At 38.6% G+C, this 20,383-nt stretch carries 17 protein-coding genes and 1 pseudogene; 4 read left to right on the top strand and 14 right to left on the bottom strand.

Translation table 11 applies throughout. The features are described from left to right. Window position 1 precedes the first annotated feature (1 nt). A pseudogene (locus BN161_RS25110) lies at window positions 2–1,308 on the top strand (DEAD/DEAH box helicase). Window positions 1,309–1,349: 41 nt separating this feature from the next. On the opposite strand, the gene BN161_RS25105 reads toward BN161_RS25110, so the two are convergent. The 13 genes from BN161_RS25105 to BN161_RS25045 form a co-directional block, all read right to left on the bottom strand. After that, window positions 1,350–2,150, bottom strand: a complete 801-nt coding sequence (locus tag BN161_RS25105) for a DUF4738 domain-containing protein (protein ID WP_044271489.1) — start codon at window positions 2,148–2,150, stop codon at window positions 1,350–1,352. Window positions 2,151–2,171: 21 nt separating this feature from the next. After that, entirely contained in the window at window positions 2,172–3,485 is a 1,314-nt protein-coding gene (locus tag BN161_RS25100) for a UDP-glucose dehydrogenase family protein (protein WP_007214156.1), read from the bottom strand. A 5-nt stretch (window positions 3,486–3,490) separates the two neighbouring features. Further along, window positions 3,491–4,039, bottom strand: coding sequence for a dTDP-4-dehydrorhamnose 3,5-epimerase (gene rfbC / locus BN161_RS25095; protein ID WP_044271486.1), 549 nt, complete (start codon window positions 4,037–4,039; stop codon window positions 3,491–3,493). Window positions 4,040–4,043: 4 nt separating this feature from the next. Beyond that, window positions 4,044–5,423: a capsule assembly Wzi family protein gene (locus tag BN161_RS25090; protein ID WP_394332317.1), complete on the bottom strand. Its 1,380-nt coding sequence runs from the start codon at window positions 5,421–5,423 to the stop codon at window positions 4,044–4,046. 61 nt (window positions 5,424–5,484) lie between these two features. Further along, a complete protein-coding gene (locus BN161_RS25085; protein ID WP_074435190.1) occupies window positions 5,485–6,105 on the bottom strand; it encodes a sugar transferase in 621 nt (206 codons plus the stop codon). A gap of 41 nt (window positions 6,106–6,146) precedes the next feature. Further along, on the bottom strand, window positions 6,147–7,241 hold the full coding sequence (locus tag BN161_RS25080) for a glycosyltransferase family 4 protein (protein WP_044271481.1): 1,095 nt from the start codon (window positions 7,239–7,241) through the stop codon (window positions 6,147–6,149). Window positions 7,242–7,301: 60 nt separating this feature from the next. Then, window positions 7,302–8,510 carry a glycosyltransferase gene (locus tag BN161_RS25075; RefSeq protein ID WP_044271479.1) on the bottom strand — a complete coding sequence of 403 codons (1,209 nt, stop codon included), beginning with the start codon at window positions 8,508–8,510 and terminating at the stop codon, window positions 7,302–7,304. Further along, entirely contained in the window at window positions 8,479–9,534 is a 1,056-nt protein-coding gene (locus tag BN161_RS25070) for a glycosyltransferase family 4 protein (RefSeq protein WP_007218503.1), read from the bottom strand. The genes BN161_RS25075 and BN161_RS25070 overlap by 32 nt, the downstream gene beginning before the upstream one ends. Continuing rightward, window positions 9,531–10,439, bottom strand: a complete 909-nt coding sequence (locus tag BN161_RS25065) for a glycosyltransferase family 2 protein (protein WP_044271476.1) — start codon at window positions 10,437–10,439, stop codon at window positions 9,531–9,533. Before BN161_RS25065 ends, BN161_RS25070 begins: the two co-directional genes overlap by 4 nt. Beyond that, on the bottom strand, window positions 10,429–11,745 hold the full coding sequence (locus tag BN161_RS25060) for a lipid II flippase MurJ (RefSeq protein WP_044271474.1): 1,317 nt from the start codon (window positions 11,743–11,745) through the stop codon (window positions 10,429–10,431). Before BN161_RS25060 ends, BN161_RS25065 begins: the two co-directional genes overlap by 11 nt. Further along, a complete protein-coding gene (locus BN161_RS30755) occupies window positions 11,720–12,442 on the bottom strand; it encodes a hypothetical protein (RefSeq protein ID WP_244436621.1) in 723 nt (240 codons plus the stop codon). Before BN161_RS30755 ends, BN161_RS25060 begins: the two co-directional genes overlap by 26 nt. A gap of 721 nt (window positions 12,443–13,163) precedes the next feature. After that, the gene (locus tag BN161_RS25050; RefSeq protein WP_044271472.1) at window positions 13,164–14,717 is read right to left on the bottom strand and encodes a GumC family protein; all 1,554 of its coding nucleotides are present in this window, start codon (window positions 14,715–14,717) and stop codon (window positions 13,164–13,166) included. A gap of 11 nt (window positions 14,718–14,728) precedes the next feature. Then, the gene (locus BN161_RS25045) at window positions 14,729–15,529 is read right to left on the bottom strand and encodes a polysaccharide biosynthesis/export family protein (RefSeq protein ID WP_044271469.1); all 801 of its coding nucleotides are present in this window, start codon (window positions 15,527–15,529) and stop codon (window positions 14,729–14,731) included. Between the two features lie 312 nt (window positions 15,530–15,841). Between BN161_RS25045 and BN161_RS31115 the strand changes: the two genes are divergently transcribed. The 3 genes from BN161_RS31115 (at window position 15,842) to BN161_RS25035 (ending at window position 17,926) form a co-directional block, all read left to right on the top strand. After that, a complete protein-coding gene (locus tag BN161_RS31115) occupies window positions 15,842–15,949 on the top strand; it encodes a T9SS type A sorting domain-containing protein (protein WP_074435189.1) in 108 nt (35 codons plus the stop codon). A gap of 250 nt (window positions 15,950–16,199) precedes the next feature. Further along, complete coding sequence (locus BN161_RS25040) at window positions 16,200–17,333, top strand: HU domain-containing protein (protein WP_044271525.1); 1,134 nt, start codon at window positions 16,200–16,202, stop codon at window positions 17,331–17,333. 71 nt (window positions 17,334–17,404) lie between these two features. After that, window positions 17,405–17,926 (top strand): FHA domain-containing protein, encoded by a 522-nt coding sequence (locus BN161_RS25035; RefSeq protein WP_044271466.1) that lies wholly within the window; start codon window positions 17,405–17,407, stop codon window positions 17,924–17,926. Between the two features lie 151 nt (window positions 17,927–18,077). On the opposite strand, the gene BN161_RS25030 is transcribed toward BN161_RS25035, so the two are convergent. Next, window positions 18,078–20,171 carry a BT4734/BF3469 family protein gene (locus BN161_RS25030; protein ID WP_044271463.1) on the bottom strand — a complete coding sequence of 698 codons (2,094 nt, stop codon included), beginning with the start codon at window positions 20,169–20,171 and terminating at the stop codon, window positions 18,078–18,080. Window positions 20,172–20,383 lie beyond the last annotated feature (212 nt).

The raw sequence follows: 20,383 nt of genomic DNA, 5'->3' as shown, positions 1-20,383 counted from the left end.
CATGAAGTTTTCCGAACTACAACTGAATGATCAGGTGCTTGATGCACTGGAAGCCATGCGCTTCGATGAGTGCACACCTATACAAGAGAAATCCATTCCCGTTATACTTGAAGGCAGAGATTTAATAGCCGTGGCACAGACTGGAACCGGTAAGACGGCCGCCTATCTGTTGCCTGTACTGAATAAACTTTCCGAAGGTGGACATCCTGAAGATGCTATAAACTGTATTGTTATGTCTCCACACGAGAATTGGCGCAACAAATAGATCAGCAGATGGAAGGTTTTTCCTACTTCATGCCTGTCAGCAGTGTGGCAGTTTATGGTGGTAACGATGGGATACTCTTTGAACAACAAAAGAAGGGGCTAATGTTGGGAGCCGATGTTGTTATAGCTACTCCGGGACGTTTGTTAGCTCATCTGAGTTTGGGATATGTAGATCTCTCCCGTGTTTCCTATTTCATTCTTGACGAAGCCGACCGTATGCTCGATATGGGTTTCTTCGATGACATCATGCAGATTGTGAAGTATTTGCCTAAAGAACGCCAAACCATCATGTTCTCTGCTACCATGCCTGCAAAAATACAACAACTTGCCAACACCATTCTCAATAATCCCGCTGAAGTCAAACTTGCCGTTTCACGCCCTGCTGATAAAATTGTGCAAGCAGCCTATGTTTGCTATGAAAATCAGAAGTTGGGTATAATTCGCAGTCTCTTTGCTGAACAAACACCGGAACGTGTCATTATCTTCGCATCGTCCAAGTTGAAAGTAAAGGAAGTAACAAAGGCCTTGAAAATGATGAAGCTGAATGTAGGCGAAATGCATTCTGACCTGGAACAGGCACAGCGTGAAGAAGTAATGCATGAGTTTAAGGCAGGTCGTATAAACATTTTGGTTGCCACAGACATCGTGGCTCGTGGTATTGACATTGATGATATTCGTCTTGTGATTAACTATGATGTTCCGCATGACAGTGAAGACTATGTCCATCGTATTGGTCGTACGGCGCGTGCTAATAACGATGGTGTTGCTCTAACCTTTGTAAATGAAAAGGAACAAAGTAACTTCAAGCAAATTGAGAATTTCCTGGAAAGAGATATTTATAAAATACCTGTACCTGAAGAATTAGGCGAGTCACCCGAATACAAACCACGTAGTTATGACGGAAGGGGCAAACGTAACTTCCGTGCTAAAGGACGAAATACCAATAAAGGTAGTGGAAATGCTCCGAAGAAAGGAGATGCTTCAAAAGGAAGAGGTAATGCTCCGAGAAAAAGTGCTAATCCTTCAGGAAAAAGCAACAAATAAGAGAAGGATTTCTTTAATATATATTGTTTGATGGTGGAGTTTTACTCCACCATTTTTATATGTAATTGCTTATCAGGACCGATAGTCAGGCTTACGAGATGATAAACGGAACTTTCCGGAATACGGAGCATGGCTTCATAATGATAGCCTTTTCCATCCACACTTATAAAATTCATGTCGGAAAGAATGGTCTGATTTAATACTTCCTCCGGGAAAATAGTTGCGAAAACTTTTTTAGTAATATCCTTGCCATACAGTAAGTTCTTGCCTTCATATACACAGATATGTATCACGTTGTCATAGTATACATTGTCCACACCTATACCTTCATCAGAATATACTGTTTTTATTACTTTCATCTTAGAAGGATTGATATAGACATAGCCCCGATAACGCGTTCCTTTATACATAACCACACTATCTTTTTTGACTACTTCTGAAGTGCTGGGGATAACTTCCACTTCCTGAGTGGAGAATGCCAGCGTGTCTTCCGGATTATCGGACTTATATAGCTTTACGATATCATCAGATAGAGAATGAAACCAAAAACTATATTCCGTTTGACGGTCTATTTTATAAGCCGTAAGAGTATTTCCGCGTAAATAAATCGTATCACGAAGTACCTTGAAGTAAACAGGCGCATTTTGTGGGTCAGCATAATAGATCGTATCACCGCTAATACGCATTAACGGCATATCCGTCTCATTGTCCAGCCAGACACCTTGCAGCAATTCTTTAGCGGTTAAGTCTTCCCTGTCGGAATTTTCCCCATTTTTAGTACTGCTACAGGATGATACAAGTACAACAACGAGCACCATAGAAATAGTACCCCACTTTATCATAACTCTCTCTGTTTTATATTTTTAATGTCCGATGCAATGATAGGTAAATCCTTGCTCTTCCATCTCTTTCTTGTCATAGATATTACGCCCGTCCAACACCACAGGTTTCTCCATGGTTTTCTTGATAACTGCCCACGATGGTAAACGGAATTCTTTCCATTCGGTAACCAGCATCAAAGCATCAGCATCAAGTACAGCATCATACATATCTTTGGCATAATAAATGCTCTCACCTATCCGACGGCGACATTCGTCCATTGCAGCGGAGTCGTAAGCCCTCACTTTGCATCCGGCTTTCAGCAGTTTGTCTATTAACACCAATGAAGGGGCTTCGCGCATATCATCCGTCTCCGGTTTGAAAGCCAGTCCCCATAAGGCAATTGTCTTACCTTTCAGTTCGTTGTTGAAGTGCTTGCAAAGTTTGTCGAAAAGAATGCTTTTCTGTAGTTCATTGACTTCTTCTACGGCATGGAGCACACGCATCTGATAGCCATTTTGTTCAGCGGTTTTGATGAGTGCTTTTACATCTTTTGGAAAGCACGAACCACCATAACCAATACCCGGATAAAGGAACTTACGCCCGATTCGGGTATCCGAACCGATGCCACTGCGTACCATATTGACATCTGCCCCTACCAGTTCACAAAGATTAGCGATATCATTCATAAAACTAATACGGGTAGCCAGCATTGAGTTAGCTGCATACTTCGTCATTTCAGCAGACGGGATATCCATAAATATTACACGGAAATTGTTCAGCAAGAATGGTTTATAAAGCTTACTCATCAATTTCTTAGCACGTTCGGACTCCACTCCCACTACTACACGGTCCGGGCTCATAAAATCATTGATAGCATTTCCTTCTTTCAGGAATTCGGGATTAGAGGCTACATCAAATTGAATACTAACACCCCGTTTATCCAGTTCCTCCTGGATAGCGGCACGTACTTTCTTTGCAGTACCTACAGGAACCGTACTCTTTGTGACTACCAATATGTACTTCTGCATGTTTCTACCAATGGTACGGGCAACTTCAAGCACATAACTGAGGTCAGCACTTCCATCTTCGTCAGGAGGCGTACCAACGGCACTGAAAACAACGTCTACCTCATTCAGGCAGCTTTCCAATGAAGTAGTGAAATGTAGGCGACCGGCTTTTACATTTCGGTTCACCATTTCTTCCAGACCACTTTCATAGATAGGAATAACACCTTTTTTCAGTGCTTCAATTTTTTCACTGTTCGTGTCTACGCAAATAACGCTGACACCGATTTCTGCAAAACAGGTTCCGGTCACTAAACCGACATATCCTGTACCGACGATGGCTATCTTCATACTCTTTATTCAAAATATGTCGCATCCCGGAAGGATGGAGCTGTTTTATCTTTAGGAGATAATAAAAGTTGTTCTTCTGCTATAGGCCACTCAATTCCTATGGTTTCATCATTGAAACGAATGGATGCTTCTGCTTGTGGGGTATACGCATTGTCTACTTTATAAATAAAGATAGCTTCCTCACTCAGGACAAGGAAACCATGTGCGAATCCACGAGGAATGAAAAATTGCCGTTGATTTTCCTCACTCAGTTCTGCAGAGACATATTTACCGAAAGTTGGTGATGATTGGCGCAAATCCACTGCCACATCCAGTACTTTTCCTTTTATAACACGTACCAGTTTGGACTGACAATATTCTCCTTTCTGATAATGTAATCCACGTAATACACCGAAAGAAGACTTCGATTCATTGTCCTGAATAAAATGCACATCACCGATATGCATTTTGAATTCCTCTTCTTTAAAGGCTTCCATAAAATAGCCCCGTTCATCACGAATTACCTTCGGCTCAATCAGCCATACACCATCAATTTCCGTTTGTATATAATTCATCTTTTTAGAATTTCTTTCGTACTTTCAGTTGGCAACCCAGATTGTCGCCATATATCTCTCCTATGTCGAAAGCAACGGAAGCATTGAACTGCCATCCCTTCCATTTTCGGGGAGAATAGAAAACTGATGCAAAAGTAGAAAAATTTTCTAATATATTGGGTATAGGTTTGAAAGGAGTTCCCCAAGTTTTATTATATGATAGTTTTGCGAGGTATGTCCATTCGTTGCTGATGTCTCCGCTCCAACCTAAATGTAAGGCTCGGATGCGGTTGTATTTGAAACTCATGTCACCGTCTTTGTTATAAATGGGAGAAGCGATCAATGGGTTAGCCATAGTCATTCCCCAGTGTACCCAGCCGGGATACCACTCGTTGTTATAATAATCGTCGGCACCTCCCGTTTTCTCTACTACGGTGAAATCCACTCCATGCATTGGACCGCTCTGGTTAGTAGTCTGATAGTATTCCAGTACAAAACCGTTGATAGCCTGTTTATGGTTCGATTTGTATTCGATCCCCCATAACCCATCAAATCCGTTGAGTTTTCCCATTCCACTGAAATCATCGTAATAATTCTCCAGATAAGCGCTGATAGAAAAATCTTCATGACGATAAGTCATCCGGATATGTTCGCTACCCATAAAATTACCTTGATAGGCTATTTGTTCTCCTTCAGGACTACTGTCATCTCCACGACTGGGAATAAATACCTTGAAATAATCTTTCCAACTGTTTCCCAAATCTCCTGCATCCATTCCGGCACTTTTATAACCGCCAAACTGTACATCCAGACTCATACCCAGATCCAGTTGCCACTTACCCTGTGGAATTCCAATGCGTAGGAATCCGCTTTTATGGTGATATTTGATGCTTTTAGTATACCAATAATCCTCTCCTACCTGCTTTCTCTGATATTTATTATCAGTAAACCATCCGTACGACATTTCTGCTTTTAAAGCGAGGCGTGGTAATACTTGCACATATTCGGGGAGTCCTATCCATACTTGCGGAATGGGTCTTGCATTGCCCGACCAGGTTAATCCGCCACTACTCAATTGCTGATTTAATAAAGGTGAGTCAATCTCTTTACTACCAATGAATATCCCCAACCATTTATATCGTATGTCAGCATAAGCCTGTTGTAATATAAAAGTGGATGTAAAACCGGATGCAACCGCCATGTCCAGTCCTCCTTCCAACCTCCACTGGCGGATTGTATCTGTATAAAAAGCCCCACCTCTTAGATAAGTATTATTGTCAATAGAGGATAATCCATGTTGATTGCTGACCTGCCACAAAGGAGTGTTGTCACCGGTATGGACAGATGCTCCATATTCAACGAAAGATGAAATGTTTTGATGCTTCAGTCCGCTTTGCGCTATCATTACTGACGAAGCAGAAAAACAAAACAGGATTGTAAGTATGTGGCAGGTTATACGCATGATTTTATCGGAATATAATTTTCACTGTGTTGAACATGATTTTCAGGTCTAACGAGAACGACCAATGTTCGATATACCATATATCATATTCTACTCTTTTCTTCATTTTATCCAGCTTCTCCGTTTCACCGCGCAGGTTGTGTATCTGTGCCCATCCCGTGATACCCGGCTTCACTATAAGTCTTTTATTGTATTCAGGAATGATATCACAATATTGCTCGGTATGTATCAGCATATGAGGACGTGGACCAACTACGGACATGTCTCCTTTAAGCACATTCCAGAATTGTGGTAACTCATCAAGACTGGTGATACGCAGGAAATGTCCTAATGGAGTAATACGTGGATCTTCATTGTAGGCTTGTTGTGTATCGGCTTCACCATTGGGCAGCATGGAGCGAAACTTATAACATGTAAATACCTTCCCATATAAGCCGTTGCGCTTTTGAGTAAATATAATCTTACCCGGCATCTTTATTTTGATGCAACACCCGATGATGATATATGCCACTGGATATATCGTAGTCAAGACTATCAATGATAACACTATGTCAAGTGTTCGTTTGAGTATACGGTTACTTTTCCGTTTCAACGGAAAAGTATATATTGAAGATTGTATATTCATTCTTAAAATACAGAATTCTTAAAATATATAACGATCATCTATCAATTATATTGTTTTGCAAATAAGGATTTATATACTGCAACAGTAGCTTCTTGTATCTTATTCCAATTGTAACTCTCAATTGGATACGAATGTATATACTGTGGTTCACTTATCTTTCTTTTTATTTTTTCAGCTAATTCTGCTACATTTCCTTTCTCAAAGTAATAATTTTCATTTAATGGTATAATTAGAGTTGCAGAAATTCTACTCAGAAGAATATCGCATCCTGTTTGCATTGCTTCAAGCATGGCCAATGGAAAACCTTCATTATATGATGAAAGGATAAATAGTCTTGTGTGACTATATAGTTCTTGCAAGTACTTTTTGTTCAAACTCCCGGTAAATATTATTTCTTTATTTTTACTTTTAGTTTGTAACATATGAAAGTAGTTCGTTTCACTTTCTACTCCTCCTACTATCACTAATTGAAAGCCACTCTTTTCGATGCCTGATAATAAGAAAGCATCAATTAATGTTTCCAATCCTTTTTCTGGTGTAATTCGTCCTACATTAAGAATATATTTTTCAGGTTTTATGCCTAATTGAGTAAGACATTGTATGTTGTCTACTCGTGCAAAGCCAGATACACCATTTGGAATATAGATACATTTCGTTTGTCGTTTTTCCTTTTGTTTTTTCAGCTGGAAGTGATTAACGAAAATTATTTTGTTAGCAAAAGACAAAGCTGCTATTTCTGATAATTTTAAAAATTGTTTAGATAGCCATCCCCATTTCTTATGTTCATAGTTAGCGCTATGATAGGTTAAGATAACTTTTAAACCAAATAACCGAAGTAACGGAATGAAACATCCCGGACCTATATTGTGGATATGTACTATGTCTGGACGTCTTATTAGACATATTATACTACATAAAAAGGAATGTACTAATGCTTCCACACCTTTTATCTTTGTAGAGGGTAAGTCTATAAAAGTAACGTGAGAGTATGTTGAATTTTGAGTTACATAGGGTTTTCTTCTAAATATAGTTACTTGAATGTCTTTAGGAAGATTAGTGTACAATTGTTCACAATGTTTTTCTACTCCTCCTTGTATTCCTGGAAAACCGCGTGTACCAAAAACATATATTTTCATTTGAAATTATTGCTTTTAATAAATTATTAAAGATCTAGTAGTCACAATTAAATAACTTTCTTAAGAAGAAATTTTTTGGACTATTTCTAACCATTTTTGATAATATTGTTCAGCAGAGAAATAGTTATATGCAACTGTAGATAACTCTTTTCTTTCTATTTCTGAATGCAATGTGAACATTTTTACTATGGAAGATTCTAAATCATTGCTATCATTAAATAGGCTATTACAAATATTTGTTTTTAATAATTCAGGAATTCCTCCGATGTTTCTACCAAGAACAGGGGTTCCACAGCATAATGATTCAATAACTCCAAGAGGGTTATTTTCATAACAAATGGAAGGGATGATAGAAAACTGAACCTTTTTTAATAAGATAACTATCTCTTTTGCATTTACATGTCCTAGGAATATGATGTTAGCAGAAGTATACCTTTTTTTGAAAACTCTCTCTAATGGTCCCCTTCCTGCAATATATAGTTTGTAAGGTAATCGAACAGCAGCTTTCAATAAATCCTCTATGCCTTTTTCAATCGAAAGGCGGCCTATATATGCATAAGCCATTTCTTTCTCCATCACAGGTATTTTTGATATAAACTCTGACTTCTCGTCACTAATAAAGTTGCTAATTGTGTGAAGTTTATTTTCCGGATACCCTCCTTGTATCATCTTTTGCATCATAAAATTACTGGGACAAATAAAAGCATCTGTCCATCGCGATAATTTTTTTTTATTCCAATATACGGCTTCCCCCCATGCAAGGGTGCTGGCAGTAAAACTATCTTTCATACATTTACGAAGCATAACTTTAGATTTATTTACGAAGCATACTTCGCATGGCCTTCCTTTATACAAACAAGCATATGAGGGGCATACCAATTTGTAGTCATGTACAGTCCAAATAACTTTTATTCCTCTTGCGTGTGCAAGTTTAGCAACTATAGGTGAAAGATAAGAATGTATGTTATTTAGGTGAACAATGTCTGGCTGGAAAGTATCTAACAGTTTCTCGTAATTTCGTCTTATGCCAGTTCCGAAGATACGTAAAGCTGCATTGATTTTTCCACTAATTGATGGTTGAAAGAAAGATACCTCTTTTGCGAAATATTTATCCTCATTTACATGGATGTTCTGTGGATGATGCATTGAAAAGAAACACACTTCATGCCCTTGCTTTTGCAGCATTTCTCCCAAATTCATGGCATAAACTTCCGCTCCTCCACGTGCATATAAGAATTTACTGACTATAAGTATCTTTAATCTTTTCATTGTATAAATTGATATATTGTTGGGCTATCAGGTTGGAATCAAAATTGACTGTTACAAATGTCTGTGCCTTATCAGAAAGTTGCAGAGCTTCTTCATAATGCTTAATTATATAACGAAACATCCGACAGAGATCATCCACATCGTTATGCCTGAAATAATAACCTTGTTTACCTTTGTCTATTATTTCTAAAGGAGCGGGCAGATCAGATACGAGTACAGGGATTCCCGCAGCCATACCTTCAGCAATAGTAAGTCCAAACCCTTCACTTATTGATGGTTGAACTAATAAGTGATAATCACACAAATGATGATATATCCATTCTATATCACAATTACCTAGAAAGTTTACCTGTTTCTCCAGTTTGAGCTGCCGGGTTACTTCTTTCAGATAGTTGTAAGAACTGCCATCCCCAATAAAATCTATACTAATACGAGAAGAAGATAATCTATGTAAAGCTTTTAATATTAAATGTTGTCCTTTAATACCATGTTCCAATCTGCCTACTTGTACAATGCGAAAATTTTGTTCAGCATTGGGGATATTCTTCTTTGTTCGTCGGATTGCAGAAGTTAAAATTCCATTATATATTACTTCCGGCCTACAAAGTCCTCGATTTTCAGTATTATCGGCCACAGCTTTGGAAATTGCCACTGTCTGATTATAAAGCTTGTACCCTTTTAATGGCAAATCCATTGCATGAATAGTCAATATCGTATGGTAAAAAGAGCGAATGGGTATATAAAGAATAGCATCCGAATCATGGATATGAAGTATATCCGGATGGAACTTAAAGACATACCTGTTCAATTGAAATACATCCAGAATATTACGACTTGCTTTTTTGCGATTGATATGGAACACTTGTATTCTACTGTCTAATTCGTTCAATAACTTTTGAGCATATAGATTGTTAATAATGCATAGTCCTACCTGATTACTTTGCACTTGATAATTAGCGAGAGTAATCACCATGCGTTCAGCACCGCCTACATTTAATGAATATATCAGATGCAAGATTCTCATTTCTTAAGCATATATTTTATATGAGAATGAATAATAATAAACATACGCATCAAAGACCCCAGCTTTAGTGTTTTGAAAACTTGTAATAACTGATTCTTTGGCATCAATTCGTCATCTCTATAATCATTGACAGCTATTGCCAGAAAACGATATTTCCTGATGCGTTCATGGATTTGCGCTAATGCTCCGGCAGCTACATAATCATCATAAAAATCATATATAATGGTTTGCAATGCTATGTATTCCAAACGTATAGCGCGTGAATTGTTTAACCTATACTGTAAAGATACAGAATCTTGTCTGTTCAGTTCCGTATAGACTATAATTTGGTAAGTGAATAACTGCTCTTTTGAATAGCGGTGCAGTTTTAGAAAATTAGTTTCTTCATAAATTCGTAATTCTTCATTAAAAGGGAATTTTTGCAACATACCACGATTCATAACATGTACAAAATCACCACCAACCTTGCCTCTTAACCAGTCAAAATAGGTTAGTACAGTTTGTTTTTGCTCTAATAGGTGATAGGTTTCATAAAAAGGCATACGTCCATTTGTCGCAAACAAATAATGAAGATAAGAGGGAGATTCTTTTATAGTTGTTCGGATAAAAGCAATCGCATTTTCTGCAAGATAGTCATCGCTATCCAGAAAAAGGATGTAGTCTCCAGTGCATTTTTGTATGGCGGCATTTCGTGCTGCTCCTACTCCGGCATTGCATTCGTATGTTAATAAATGAATATGCGGATACTTATCGGCAAATTGCTGTACTATAGATAATGTAGCATCGGTGGAACCATCGTTTATAATCCAGTGTTCTACCCCTTCAGACTGAGCTGCTACACTCTCTATACATCTACTAATACAGTCTTCCCTGTTATATACCGGTGTAATAATACTAATTTTCATATTTGCATTTTATTTTTCTCAGTAGCAAAAGAGTACATCCCAATAGCACTACTGATTTAACCACTTCCATCGAAACATCTGCCACAGCATAACCGTTCACGCCTTTTTGTTCAATTAGCCAATAGTACAAAGCGCACGTAATAATATTGCAGGGGATCATCAAAACCGTATATGTTTTTATTTTACGCATGACGAATAACATGCGTGTTGATACGGCGGTGATAATAGAAAATGGAATACTGATAATAAGTATGCCCAATACTTCAATAAATACTTCAATATTTTCGGGTGTCATGGCTCCATTGCCAAAGCATATTTCTACAATAGGTCTGCGAAGAATAAAAAAGAAAATAGCACCAATCAAACTTAAAAGTATTGACTTCCCTCCGATTTCCATATAAGTACGCTTCATTTCCCGTCCGAGGTGTTTGGAATACAACTCACTCAGTTTTATTTGTAAAACGGCAAAAAGCTGAACCAACAAAATCATCGGTGCTTGTAATAGCTTGTTGGCATAAGTTATCACTGTAATAGTTCCCGGATAGAACATGGAAAGAAGGTACATCGGAAACATAGTTGTGAATGCCATTGTTGAATCATTTACAAGCTTGACACATATATCGCTGAAACTATCTTTCAGGTGTGTAAATGAAAAACTTGAATAACTCCATGAAAGATTACGTTTTATAAAAATGACCAACCATAAGAAATTTATTATAGTTGCAATACCAAATCCAACCGCCAATGAAAAAACGCCGAGTGAGGCATGAAATAAGACTATAAAAAGAATAATGAATATATTATTGATTACAGTGATGATTTGTGGAAAAACAAAATACTTATAAGATGCCAGTACTTCTACATATACAACATTGATAATATAAGGTATGGAGGCAGGCAGTAAAATATATAATAACGGCAAATGTATATCAATATCCTGTGCCGAAAAATTGGAGAGAAATAACAGGCATTCTTTTCCATTTATCAGTATAATGCCTATAATGATAGTTGCTATTGAGAGAATGGTATATAAAAAAGCATTCAAATATGCGTTCTCAGTATGAAATGAGTCTTGATTCCTTAATAACATGGAGCGGGGAATCAATATGGAAGAAGTGATGCTTTGAAGAATTTCACAAGCAGCTATCATGCCTCCAAACATATAAAAATAGATATCCGTCCCTGTCCCGGCTCCCAGATAATAAGCTATCAGGAAGTTCTGGAAAAAAGCGATGAATTTTACTACAACGCTTAATCCTGCGGAATATATAGCTCCACTTTTATATGATTCTATCTTGGCTTTCATGAACAGATGGCATAGGATTTAGCATATCTTTATTTGCCAGCAAAACACATCCCAGAGCCAATCCTAATAATAAGAGCCCATGAGGAAGGTTTAAACCGGCAAATCCTCCAATTCCGAAAATAGAGATACAAACGAGGGTTACAAGATACCAATTGCTATATTTATATTTCCTAATAAGAAAATAGATTGCAATATAGAATAAATGTTGTATTACGAAACCAACAAGTCCCGTGTCGAGTATAGTCTGAACCTGGGTAACTTCAACTAAGGCTGCAACTTCTTCGGCAGCTGACTGGTCAGAATAGAATTCATTATGGATAATATATTTATCATTGGTTGTCAAGTCATCATGAAGAAATCCGAACCCAAACATCAGTTTCTGTGTGGAAGTGAGTAATTCTATTTTAGGAATGATCTGTGCACCTCTGTCAGAACCGAATTCAGCCAGATTGTCCATGTCACTCATAGCGTCTTCTACAGAGCGATAAGATGCAAAGGAAGTAAACTGACCTACCAGATGTTGAACACGTAATGCTCCGTTCATTTGTCCATCTAATACATATCCGGCGGCCAGCATCACAAATCCGATTATCAAATATATGATTTTCTTCTTCCATGTACCATAAAAACAGAAGATGGTTATCAAGACTCCTCCTATGACACTGAATGTTTTTGTACAAACGAGTCCTAATGTCATTATTAGAATGTATTTTGCGGAAGTCCTAAAGAAGTAAAGCATTGGAAATAGCAAAAGTGCTATAAAATACATTCCCGGAGGATATTTCCTGAGAAAACCACCAAACAAATCAATGTCCAAAGTTGAATAAGTCAAATCGCCCCATGTTGTGCGTGGTACTAAGATATGATTGCTCACTACCAACGAATCTATAATATAGAAACAGCTGATAATCAATACGTAGATAAACAATTTGTTGAAAAATAACTTGATGTCAAAATCCTGCTTTCTGAACACCAGAAGCGGAAAAAGAAAATACAGGATGTGCATATACAATCTTAACCTTCTGGCCTGTATCATCAAAAATTCATCACTCAACATGGCCACAAAAAACAAGAATAGGATATAAATAGAAACCGGTATCAGCAATCTCCTGATATTTTTATCCTTCCAATAAATAAAGAAACCTGCAAAATAGACTATAAACAATAAATCATGTAGTTTAAAAGGGAAAGTCAGGTTCTCATCATAGAAGCCGTATACTCCAAATAGAAGAGTGCTCTGCAACAGGAAGTCGTATTTGTTGATAGTCCACGAAAAATATAAGATAATAAAGACCAATATATATGCAAAAGGAAATTCCAAACCCAAAAGAGACATGGACAATAAGAAAGAGACCGGAAGAACAAAGTCCCCCGGGCATAATTCTATCTGTTCTTTTTGCAATGCTTCCAATTTATCTTCAGTATTTCACTTTAACGTAGCAGCCGGCTCCCATAATAGCTATCCCCATGGCAAAAGCTAACAACTTTAACGGACGGGGACTGACAGGTTTACTCAGACTATAAGCTTTGTCTACAATTTCAGCTTTAGGTGTAGTAACAGCCATAGATAAAGCATTTTCTTCTTTCTTCTGTAACAAGAAGACAAATAGCTCTTGCTTAATCATTTGCTGGCGCTTGATATTGACAAATTCACGTTCTTGTGTAGGCATGCCCTTAATGCGTGCCATGAAATAATCGCCTTGCTCCTGTAGGTTTTCTTTGGCATGGCTAAACCCAGATTTCAAACTCCGGATAGTTGCCAGCATATTATCGTGCATGGCATCTATCTGTTCGTTCATAATATCGAGGGTTGGTGTATTTCCTTGAGTGGTTTTTAATAGTTTCAGACGTTCCAATAATGCTTCATTATATTTTTGGAGTCCTTCCAATACTGTACGGTCACTGAGACCTATATTTAACGGAACCAATGAGAAGCGATTTTCAGGTCTCAGTAAAAACTGCTCCACCAATTCTATGACGGTATATTGAGTTTCTGCTTCAATCAGCCTTTCTTTAAAGTCTGTACTTTTATCCAATATTATTTTAGCTTCCGCCTCAATATCAGTCAGTGAATTTTCTTTTTTGTATGCTTCCACTTCTTTTTCAATTTCTATCAGTTCTTTTGAAATAACATTAATCCGTTCATCCAGAAAAAGCTCCATACCGCCTGCCAGAACATTCCTGCGTTCTTTATCTGATGTATTGTATGAAGCTATCAATTTATTCAGAATATCTTTCCCCTTTTTGATATTCATTTCTTTCATCTGCATATTTATAATGTCTGCTTTTTTAGTAGCCATATCTACCTCTACCTTTTTTTGCAACATTTCAGCAGCATAGTCATAGCTAGTAATGGAAACCTTTACGCTGATTTCTTTTTGAGGATTATAATATCGGGTAGTATCTATCCTGAAATCTCCATATGACGTTTTCAAGATAAAAGGTAGTGATGAAGTCTGCTCATATAGTTTTTTAAGGCCTTTGGACATTTTTACTTTCATGCTTTTACAGGAACCTTGTATTTTGAATTTCAGAGTGGTAGTCAGGGTATCTGCAATATCATTTAGAGGCGTCACAATTACAGGACTGTTTGTATAATAAGGATTTGAGAACAACCATGAGGCGGTACTATACTCCTCATTGAGTTGTAAATCCTTTACCACTCGGCGAAACATAGAGAAAGAACGAATCAATTCCATCTCATTGTGAATGCTTGTGCCTCCGCCTACTACGTCACTTAAAGAAAAGCCCTTTACCATTGATTGCATCTGACTCATTGGGCTGGTCTCCTTTTCCGCTACCAGAATATTGGCTGTTATCTGATAAACAGGTTTAGTGATAAAAATATATAATATGGTGATACCCATGCATACTATAAGGCTGATTAAGAATATTTTCCATCTTTTCAGATAGAAATCAACAACTTCTTTCAGTTTCCGGATATCATTCGACTGAGTATTTTGTAGGGACATAATATCGTATTTTATTTTACTAATAATGCAATTGCCAATGATGCCAGAACTGAAATGGCACTGATAACCGTGGAAGCTAACGAGATGTTGAATTGCTGGCTTTGGCTATACTTGGCATTTCCTTTTCGGGCCTTGTTGGGTTCTACGTAAAGCACATCATTTTGCTGTAAATAGTAATAGGGTGAATTCAGAGATTCGATGGATGTAAGGTCAAAGCGGTGATATTCTTTTTTACCTCCATTATCACGTATTAACAAAACATTCTTTCGATTGCCGTAAATTGTCAGATCGCCTGCCATACCGATAGCATCCAGAACGGACAAACGTTCATTGGGGACGCTGACTGTTCCTGGCTTTGTTACTTCTCCTAATACTGAAACCTTAAAATTACGAATTTGGATAGTGACAATCGGGTCTTTCACATAGGTAGCCAGTTTTTTTGTTATCAGATCCGTTAACTCGCTTCGCGTCATTCCCCCTACAGATATTTTGCCAAGTACGGGAAAGTCTATATTTCCTTGAGAATCGACCAGGTAAGTATGTAGAGCCGGAGTAATATTAACGCTGGTTTCCCCGGGTGTCAGATAGCTGGATAACGGCATATTAAAAACAGCTACTGCATTAGGATCTACTCCCGAAACACTAATAGACAGTTCATCATCAGGTACAATTTTGGGAGCATAGTTAATACTATCGCCGGAATTTGCAGCCAGATTATCTAAATCCTGAAAATAAGTGATATTATTAGTCGTTGTTTTACACGACATCAGTAGTAATAGTGAGAAAACTGGTATCAGCGTTTTTATTTTCATCGTAGTATCTTATCTTTTATTAATTTGACTATCGCAAAAGTAATAGTTTTATAGTCAATAAACGTTGGTTAGGCGGGTTTATTGTTAGGTTGTCTATAATTTGTTCATTGTTTCTTGAGCGTTTTATCAAATATATGCACTTCGCAGGTTAGCTATGGCGGAAAGCCTAGATACACCAATGATTAAAAGATTATAATATAAAACAACCTAATATTGAAAGACTGTCAACCGGACTAATGAAGATTAAGACAGCTCTTGATATTAATAAAGTAGAAATCTTCAAAATAGAAGGAAGTTTGATTAAAGTTTGTAATGGAAAAAAATGAAATTGATATTTCAGATTTACCCTCAGGAGTTTATTTGATGGTTATTCATGCTAAAGAAGGAAATTTTACTCACAAGTTTATAAAAACGGAATAATATGAAATTTTCACCCAATATCACTGTATACTTTTATATAAATATGAAATGGGAAAAGTTATCAATACATGGAAGTAGCTGGCAAGAATAATTTTAGAATAAAAACGCATGGATAATAAAGTAAGCCAATTTAATTGCAAGAATTAAGTTGGCTTACTCATTCTCTTATGAATAAACGCTGTTTATAATTTGTTGAAAGAAAAATGCCCTGAAACTGGCTTATATCCGAGATTTGCGTTACTTTTGCAGCATGATTGAATTGGCACAACATATAGAAGCTTTGTTATTGGAAAATGACTGCGTCATTGTTCCGGGTTTGGGAGGATTTGTTGCTCATTACGCTTCGGCTACAAGAGTGAAAGAAGAAAATATATTCCTGCCCCCTACCCGTATTATCGGCTTTAATCCGCAATTGAAGATGAATGACGGTTTGCTGGTACAGTCTTATATGTCTGTGTATGGAACCAATTTCTCGGATGCTACCAAGATGGTAGAACGTAAAGTGGACGAATTAATAGCCACGTTGCACGAAGACGGTAAGGTTGATTTGCTGAATGTTGGCGAAGTACGTTACACTATTCATAACACCTTCGACTTCGCACCTTATGACAATAAGATCACAACTCCTTTTTTATATGGGCTGGATGCATTTGAGATGCAGGAATTGTCTGCTTTGGAAAAACCGTCGACCGAGAACGTTGCCGCTTATTCAGTGCCTACCGCTATCAAAAAGGAAAAACGTACTTTCTCCATCAAATTTAACCGTGCATATCTGACTAATGCTGCCGCAGTGGTAGCTGCAATTGTGCTTTCTTTCTTCTTTTCCACTCCGATAGAGAATACGGAAGTGGTGGAAGAAAATTATGCAAAGCTATTACCGGATGAGCTGTTTGAGAAAATAGAAAAGCAATCTTTGGCTATTACACCGATTGTTGTAAAGCAGAATACTCCCACCCGCAAATCAGCTAACAAGCAAAAAGGGACACAAAAGAAAGTGGTAGCCCCTGTCGCGGTTAGAGAAGTCAAAGTTGGTAAAACACCGGCTGTATCCACAGAAGCTCAAGCTAAGGCTGAAACTTCTAAAGCAGTTGTAACTTCTGAGGCTCCTAAACAAAATGCGCAACCTATTGCTGCTAAACAGTCCGTTGTCACTCCTAAAAGACCTTATCATATTATCATTGCTAGCGTGGGCACAGAACAAGATGCAGAAGCAATGGCAGCCCAGCTGGTTGCAAAAGGCTTCTCCACTGCAAAAGCGATTGTTGGAGACGGCAAAATGCGTGTCAGCATTGAATCTTGCGGAACAGAAGTGGAAGCTTATCAGGCTTTGGCAAGAATTCGCCAAAATGAGATGTACAAAAATGCTTGGGTGCTGAAGAAGTGATGGCATAAGTGGTAGGGTGATAAAGTTATAAGGTAATAATCCCGTCTTTTAATTCTTAATTTTTGAATCTTATGAAGCGTATCCGTTGTCCTAAATGTGAGAATTATCTTTTGTTCGATGAAACAAAATACAGCGAAGGTCAGTCATTGGTCTTCGTTTGTGAGCATTGTGGCAAGCAGTTTAGTATTCGCCTGGGAAAGACAAAGATGCGTGCTCCGCAAAAGGAAGAACGCCCTGATGAAGAAGAATTTAAAGATGCTTTTGGCAGTATTACGGTGATTGAGAATGTGTTTGGTTTCAAACAAGTGCTTCCTTTGCAGGAAGGTGACAATATAATTGGTCGTCGCTGTGTGGGAACCAATATCAATACTCCTATTGAAACGTCGGACATGAGTATGGATCGTCGTCACTGCATTATTAATGTGAAGCGAAATAAGCAAGGCAAACTTGTTTATACTCTGCAAGATGCCCCCAGTCTGACCGGAACTTTTCTGAATAATGAAATACTGGGAGATAAAGACCGTATCCGTATTGAAGACGGGGCCATCGTTACTATCGGAGCCACAACATTCATATTACGGGGAGCAGAATAAAGAGAAAATTCTCATAACACTATTTTCTAAAAGGAACCTACATCATACACCGAAACGATTAAGTCGTTAATTTACAGGTTGATATATGATGTAGGAAAGTATGTAGGAAGGTGTAGGAAACCCACCTCCCTACACCACAATTTTACTGAAATCACAACTTTATCACTTCGTATATCATCCCTTTCTTAGTTCGTTTGGACTGAATCTGGTTTCTTTTCAAAATACGTCCAAATGTAGTTATACTGCTTTGAGACAGATTAATAGCCTTATTCTTCTCTTGTAGATATTCAATAATCTGCATGGCGGACAATTGTTCTCCCGTCTCTCCTTCTTCCGGTGAACGAAAATGACAATGGAAAAGTTGCTCCAGCGGACTGATTTGTTCGAATTCCCGGTTAGATTCCTTCAGAATTGCTTCGTCTGTGTCATCAAACCAGTAACGTTCTCCTTTCGTGATAGCCTCCATTGCTTGTGCATACAGTTGACGGTAGTTGATGGTAACGTTTGTATTGATGGGTGCCGTTACCTCGATACAGATAAAACGGCGGCTACCACTCGGATCGGTCAGCAAATCTTTCTGGTTACTGGTACCTATGAATGAAGCATAACGCCGCATCTCCTGGATACTGCTGCCATAAGGTTTGCGCAGATTGGCTACAGGCTTCTGTAATAGATGTTTTAGAAAACCTTGCTGATTCATGCTGACCTGGTCAAACTCATCAATGTTGATCAGCATAAAACGCCCCAGATACATTTCGGCATCCCGCTTATTTCTGAAATCCAGGCTGTCCGTATAGCCGAAACGAAGTTCGGGCGGAAGAATGATCCGGCAGTAGGTTGATTTTCGAAAACCTTGAGCACCGACTAAAAGAGGCGATGTGCTGTTGGCATACTGCTTGTTGAGTCCCCGCCAGTGAGCCACCATGTTCAGAAACCAACGGTAGAAAAGTTGCCGCCAGTGTGGGTTATTGCAAGGTACGAAGTCGGCAAGCGCATGAATACGATCTTTACCGTCCCAACGCCCTACGCTGCACAGATAATCTTCTACCGGATTGTATAGTGGCACACGGTTGGACGCCAGATAGCGGTTTACATCCCGGTCCCACACTTTGATGCCTTCTTGCAGGGCATCCATTGATATGCTGTTCCGTGCCCGTTGGTCAACGGGTTGGAAGTAGAAGTGAATGGAATCCTTCTGGCGAAATTCCAGATCATTGCTGACGGTATTAAAACGGAATTCATATCTACGTCCCATGAATTCTTCCAATTGCAGTGAGATTTTTTGTTCCGGTGTCAGGGCTGATTTCTTGCCGAATCCCTTGCATTCACGATACAGATTGTGGATGGTTATCCTGACATCCTGTTCGTCTGCCTGTCTGTAATAGTGTATCATAACCTGACGTACGGTTTCTTCTTCCGGTATCCCTGCTTTGAAGCAATTTTCGGCCAGGCACACCAGCAGCGGATGCAAGGTATCTCCCCGCTTCCAGTTCTGCATTTCATCCAATGCCTTGCCGAGGGTTGTTTCAAACAATATGGTGAAGGTTTCTGATGTCTCAAATCCGGGTTTCAGTCTCAGCAACGGATTCTTTTCCGCCAATTTCCGTTGGTGGAAAGTCTGTTCACCGGGCATGCTGAACGGCTGCTCCTGGCAGAAAGCTATGGCGTCAGGATTGAAATAAGGGTCAGTGTCCAGCGTCATGCGGCAGCTTTGTGCGGGGTTAGGTTCTTTCAAGGTTATGGAAAACGGCAGTATGGGTTGATAGCACTGCACGGCCATGCGATAAGCGCAGGCATGAAAGAGAGTGATATTCTCCTCTTTTACAGGGAGGTTTCCGTCGGGAAGCACGAATTTCACCCATATCTTTACGCTCCGTCCGCTGCTTCCGGTAATAGCTGCCCAAGTTTGCGGTAATAATCTTGCCTGCTCTTTCACTAGTTCCACTTCTGACAATCCGGCCAGGCCATTTACTTCGAGCATTACTATGCCGTTGTAGCGCTTCAGCTTTCTGCCTCCATCGCGGCTTCTTCCATATTCTACAGCCGGATAAATGCGTGGCAACTTATCAATGTGCTCGTAGTGACCACGAGCATCAAGGGTGGTATATAGTAGCATGGTTCGTAGTGCAGTGACGTGTGCTGCTTTAGTTTCTGTCTTTATCCGTTCCAATAATACATCTGCCTCGCAGGTGCTGACGGCTTCTCTCCCACTCTCTTTTTCTTCTCTGACAAGGGTTATTTTCATCTGTGTGTTTATTTAAAAAATAATTTATTCTTAAGAACCTTTTCCTAAGAGACTGCAAGGTAGGCATAAAATGCATTTGAAACAAATAAATCAAGGCTTTTGTTAAGCATTAACACCCCTTTCTTGTTCATCATAAATCAATAATAAAAATTGAAACATAGTTGGTGGAAAACTTGGCTTTCCCTTATTGTTTTTGTATCTTTGTCAGTACA

The organism is Bacteroides timonensis (assembly GCF_000513195.1).
GTDB lineage: Bacteria > Bacteroidota > Bacteroidia > Bacteroidales > Bacteroidaceae > Bacteroides > Bacteroides timonensis.
The sequence above is the reverse complement of the archived record's forward strand: the minus strand, read 5'-3'. Positions and strand labels throughout refer to the sequence as shown.

Excerpts from the sequence above, each read along its gene's own strand:
- BN161_RS25030 (WP_044271463.1), bottom strand. The coding sequence starts at position 20,171 with ATGAAAATAACCCTTGTCAGAGAAGAAAAAGAGAGTGGGAGAGAAGCC.
- BN161_RS25070 (WP_007218503.1), bottom strand. The coding sequence starts at position 9,534 with ATGAGAATCTTGCATCTGATATATTCATTAAATGTAGGCGGTGCTGAA.
- BN161_RS25045 (WP_044271469.1), bottom strand. The coding sequence starts at position 15,529 with ATGAAAATAAAAACGCTGATACCAGTTTTCTCACTATTACTACTGATG.
- BN161_RS25090 (WP_394332317.1), bottom strand. The coding sequence starts at position 5,423 with ATGATAGCGCAAAGCGGACTGAAGCATCAAAACATTTCATCTTTCGTT.
- BN161_RS25065 (WP_044271476.1), bottom strand. The coding sequence starts at position 10,439 with ATGAAAATTAGTATTATTACACCGGTATATAACAGGGAAGACTGTATT.
- BN161_RS25050 (WP_044271472.1), bottom strand. The coding sequence starts at position 14,717 with ATGTCCCTACAAAATACTCAGTCGAATGATATCCGGAAACTGAAAGAA.
- BN161_RS25105 (WP_044271489.1), bottom strand. The coding sequence starts at position 2,150 with ATGATAAAGTGGGGTACTATTTCTATGGTGCTCGTTGTTGTACTTGTA.
- BN161_RS25075 (WP_044271479.1), bottom strand. The coding sequence starts at position 8,510 with ATGAAAAGATTAAAGATACTTATAGTCAGTAAATTCTTATATGCACGT.
- BN161_RS30755 (WP_244436621.1), bottom strand. The coding sequence starts at position 12,442 with ATGACATTAGGACTCGTTTGTACAAAAACATTCAGTGTCATAGGAGGA.
- BN161_RS25100 (WP_007214156.1), bottom strand. The coding sequence starts at position 3,485 with ATGAAGATAGCCATCGTCGGTACAGGATATGTCGGTTTAGTGACCGGA.
- BN161_RS25040 (WP_044271525.1), top strand. The coding sequence starts at position 16,200 with ATGATTGAATTGGCACAACATATAGAAGCTTTGTTATTGGAAAATGAC.
- BN161_RS25060 (WP_044271474.1), bottom strand. The coding sequence starts at position 11,745 with ATGAAAGCCAAGATAGAATCATATAAAAGTGGAGCTATATATTCCGCA.
- BN161_RS25085 (WP_074435190.1), bottom strand. The coding sequence starts at position 6,105 with ATGAATATACAATCTTCAATATATACTTTTCCGTTGAAACGGAAAAGT.
- BN161_RS25080 (WP_044271481.1), bottom strand. The coding sequence starts at position 7,241 with ATGAAAATATATGTTTTTGGTACACGCGGTTTTCCAGGAATACAAGGA.
- BN161_RS31115 (WP_074435189.1), top strand. The coding sequence starts at position 15,842 with ATGGAAAAAAATGAAATTGATATTTCAGATTTACCCTCAGGAGTTTAT.
- BN161_RS25035 (WP_044271466.1), top strand. The coding sequence starts at position 17,405 with ATGAAGCGTATCCGTTGTCCTAAATGTGAGAATTATCTTTTGTTCGAT.
- rfbC (WP_044271486.1), bottom strand. The coding sequence starts at position 4,039 with ATGAATTATATACAAACGGAAATTGATGGTGTATGGCTGATTGAGCCG.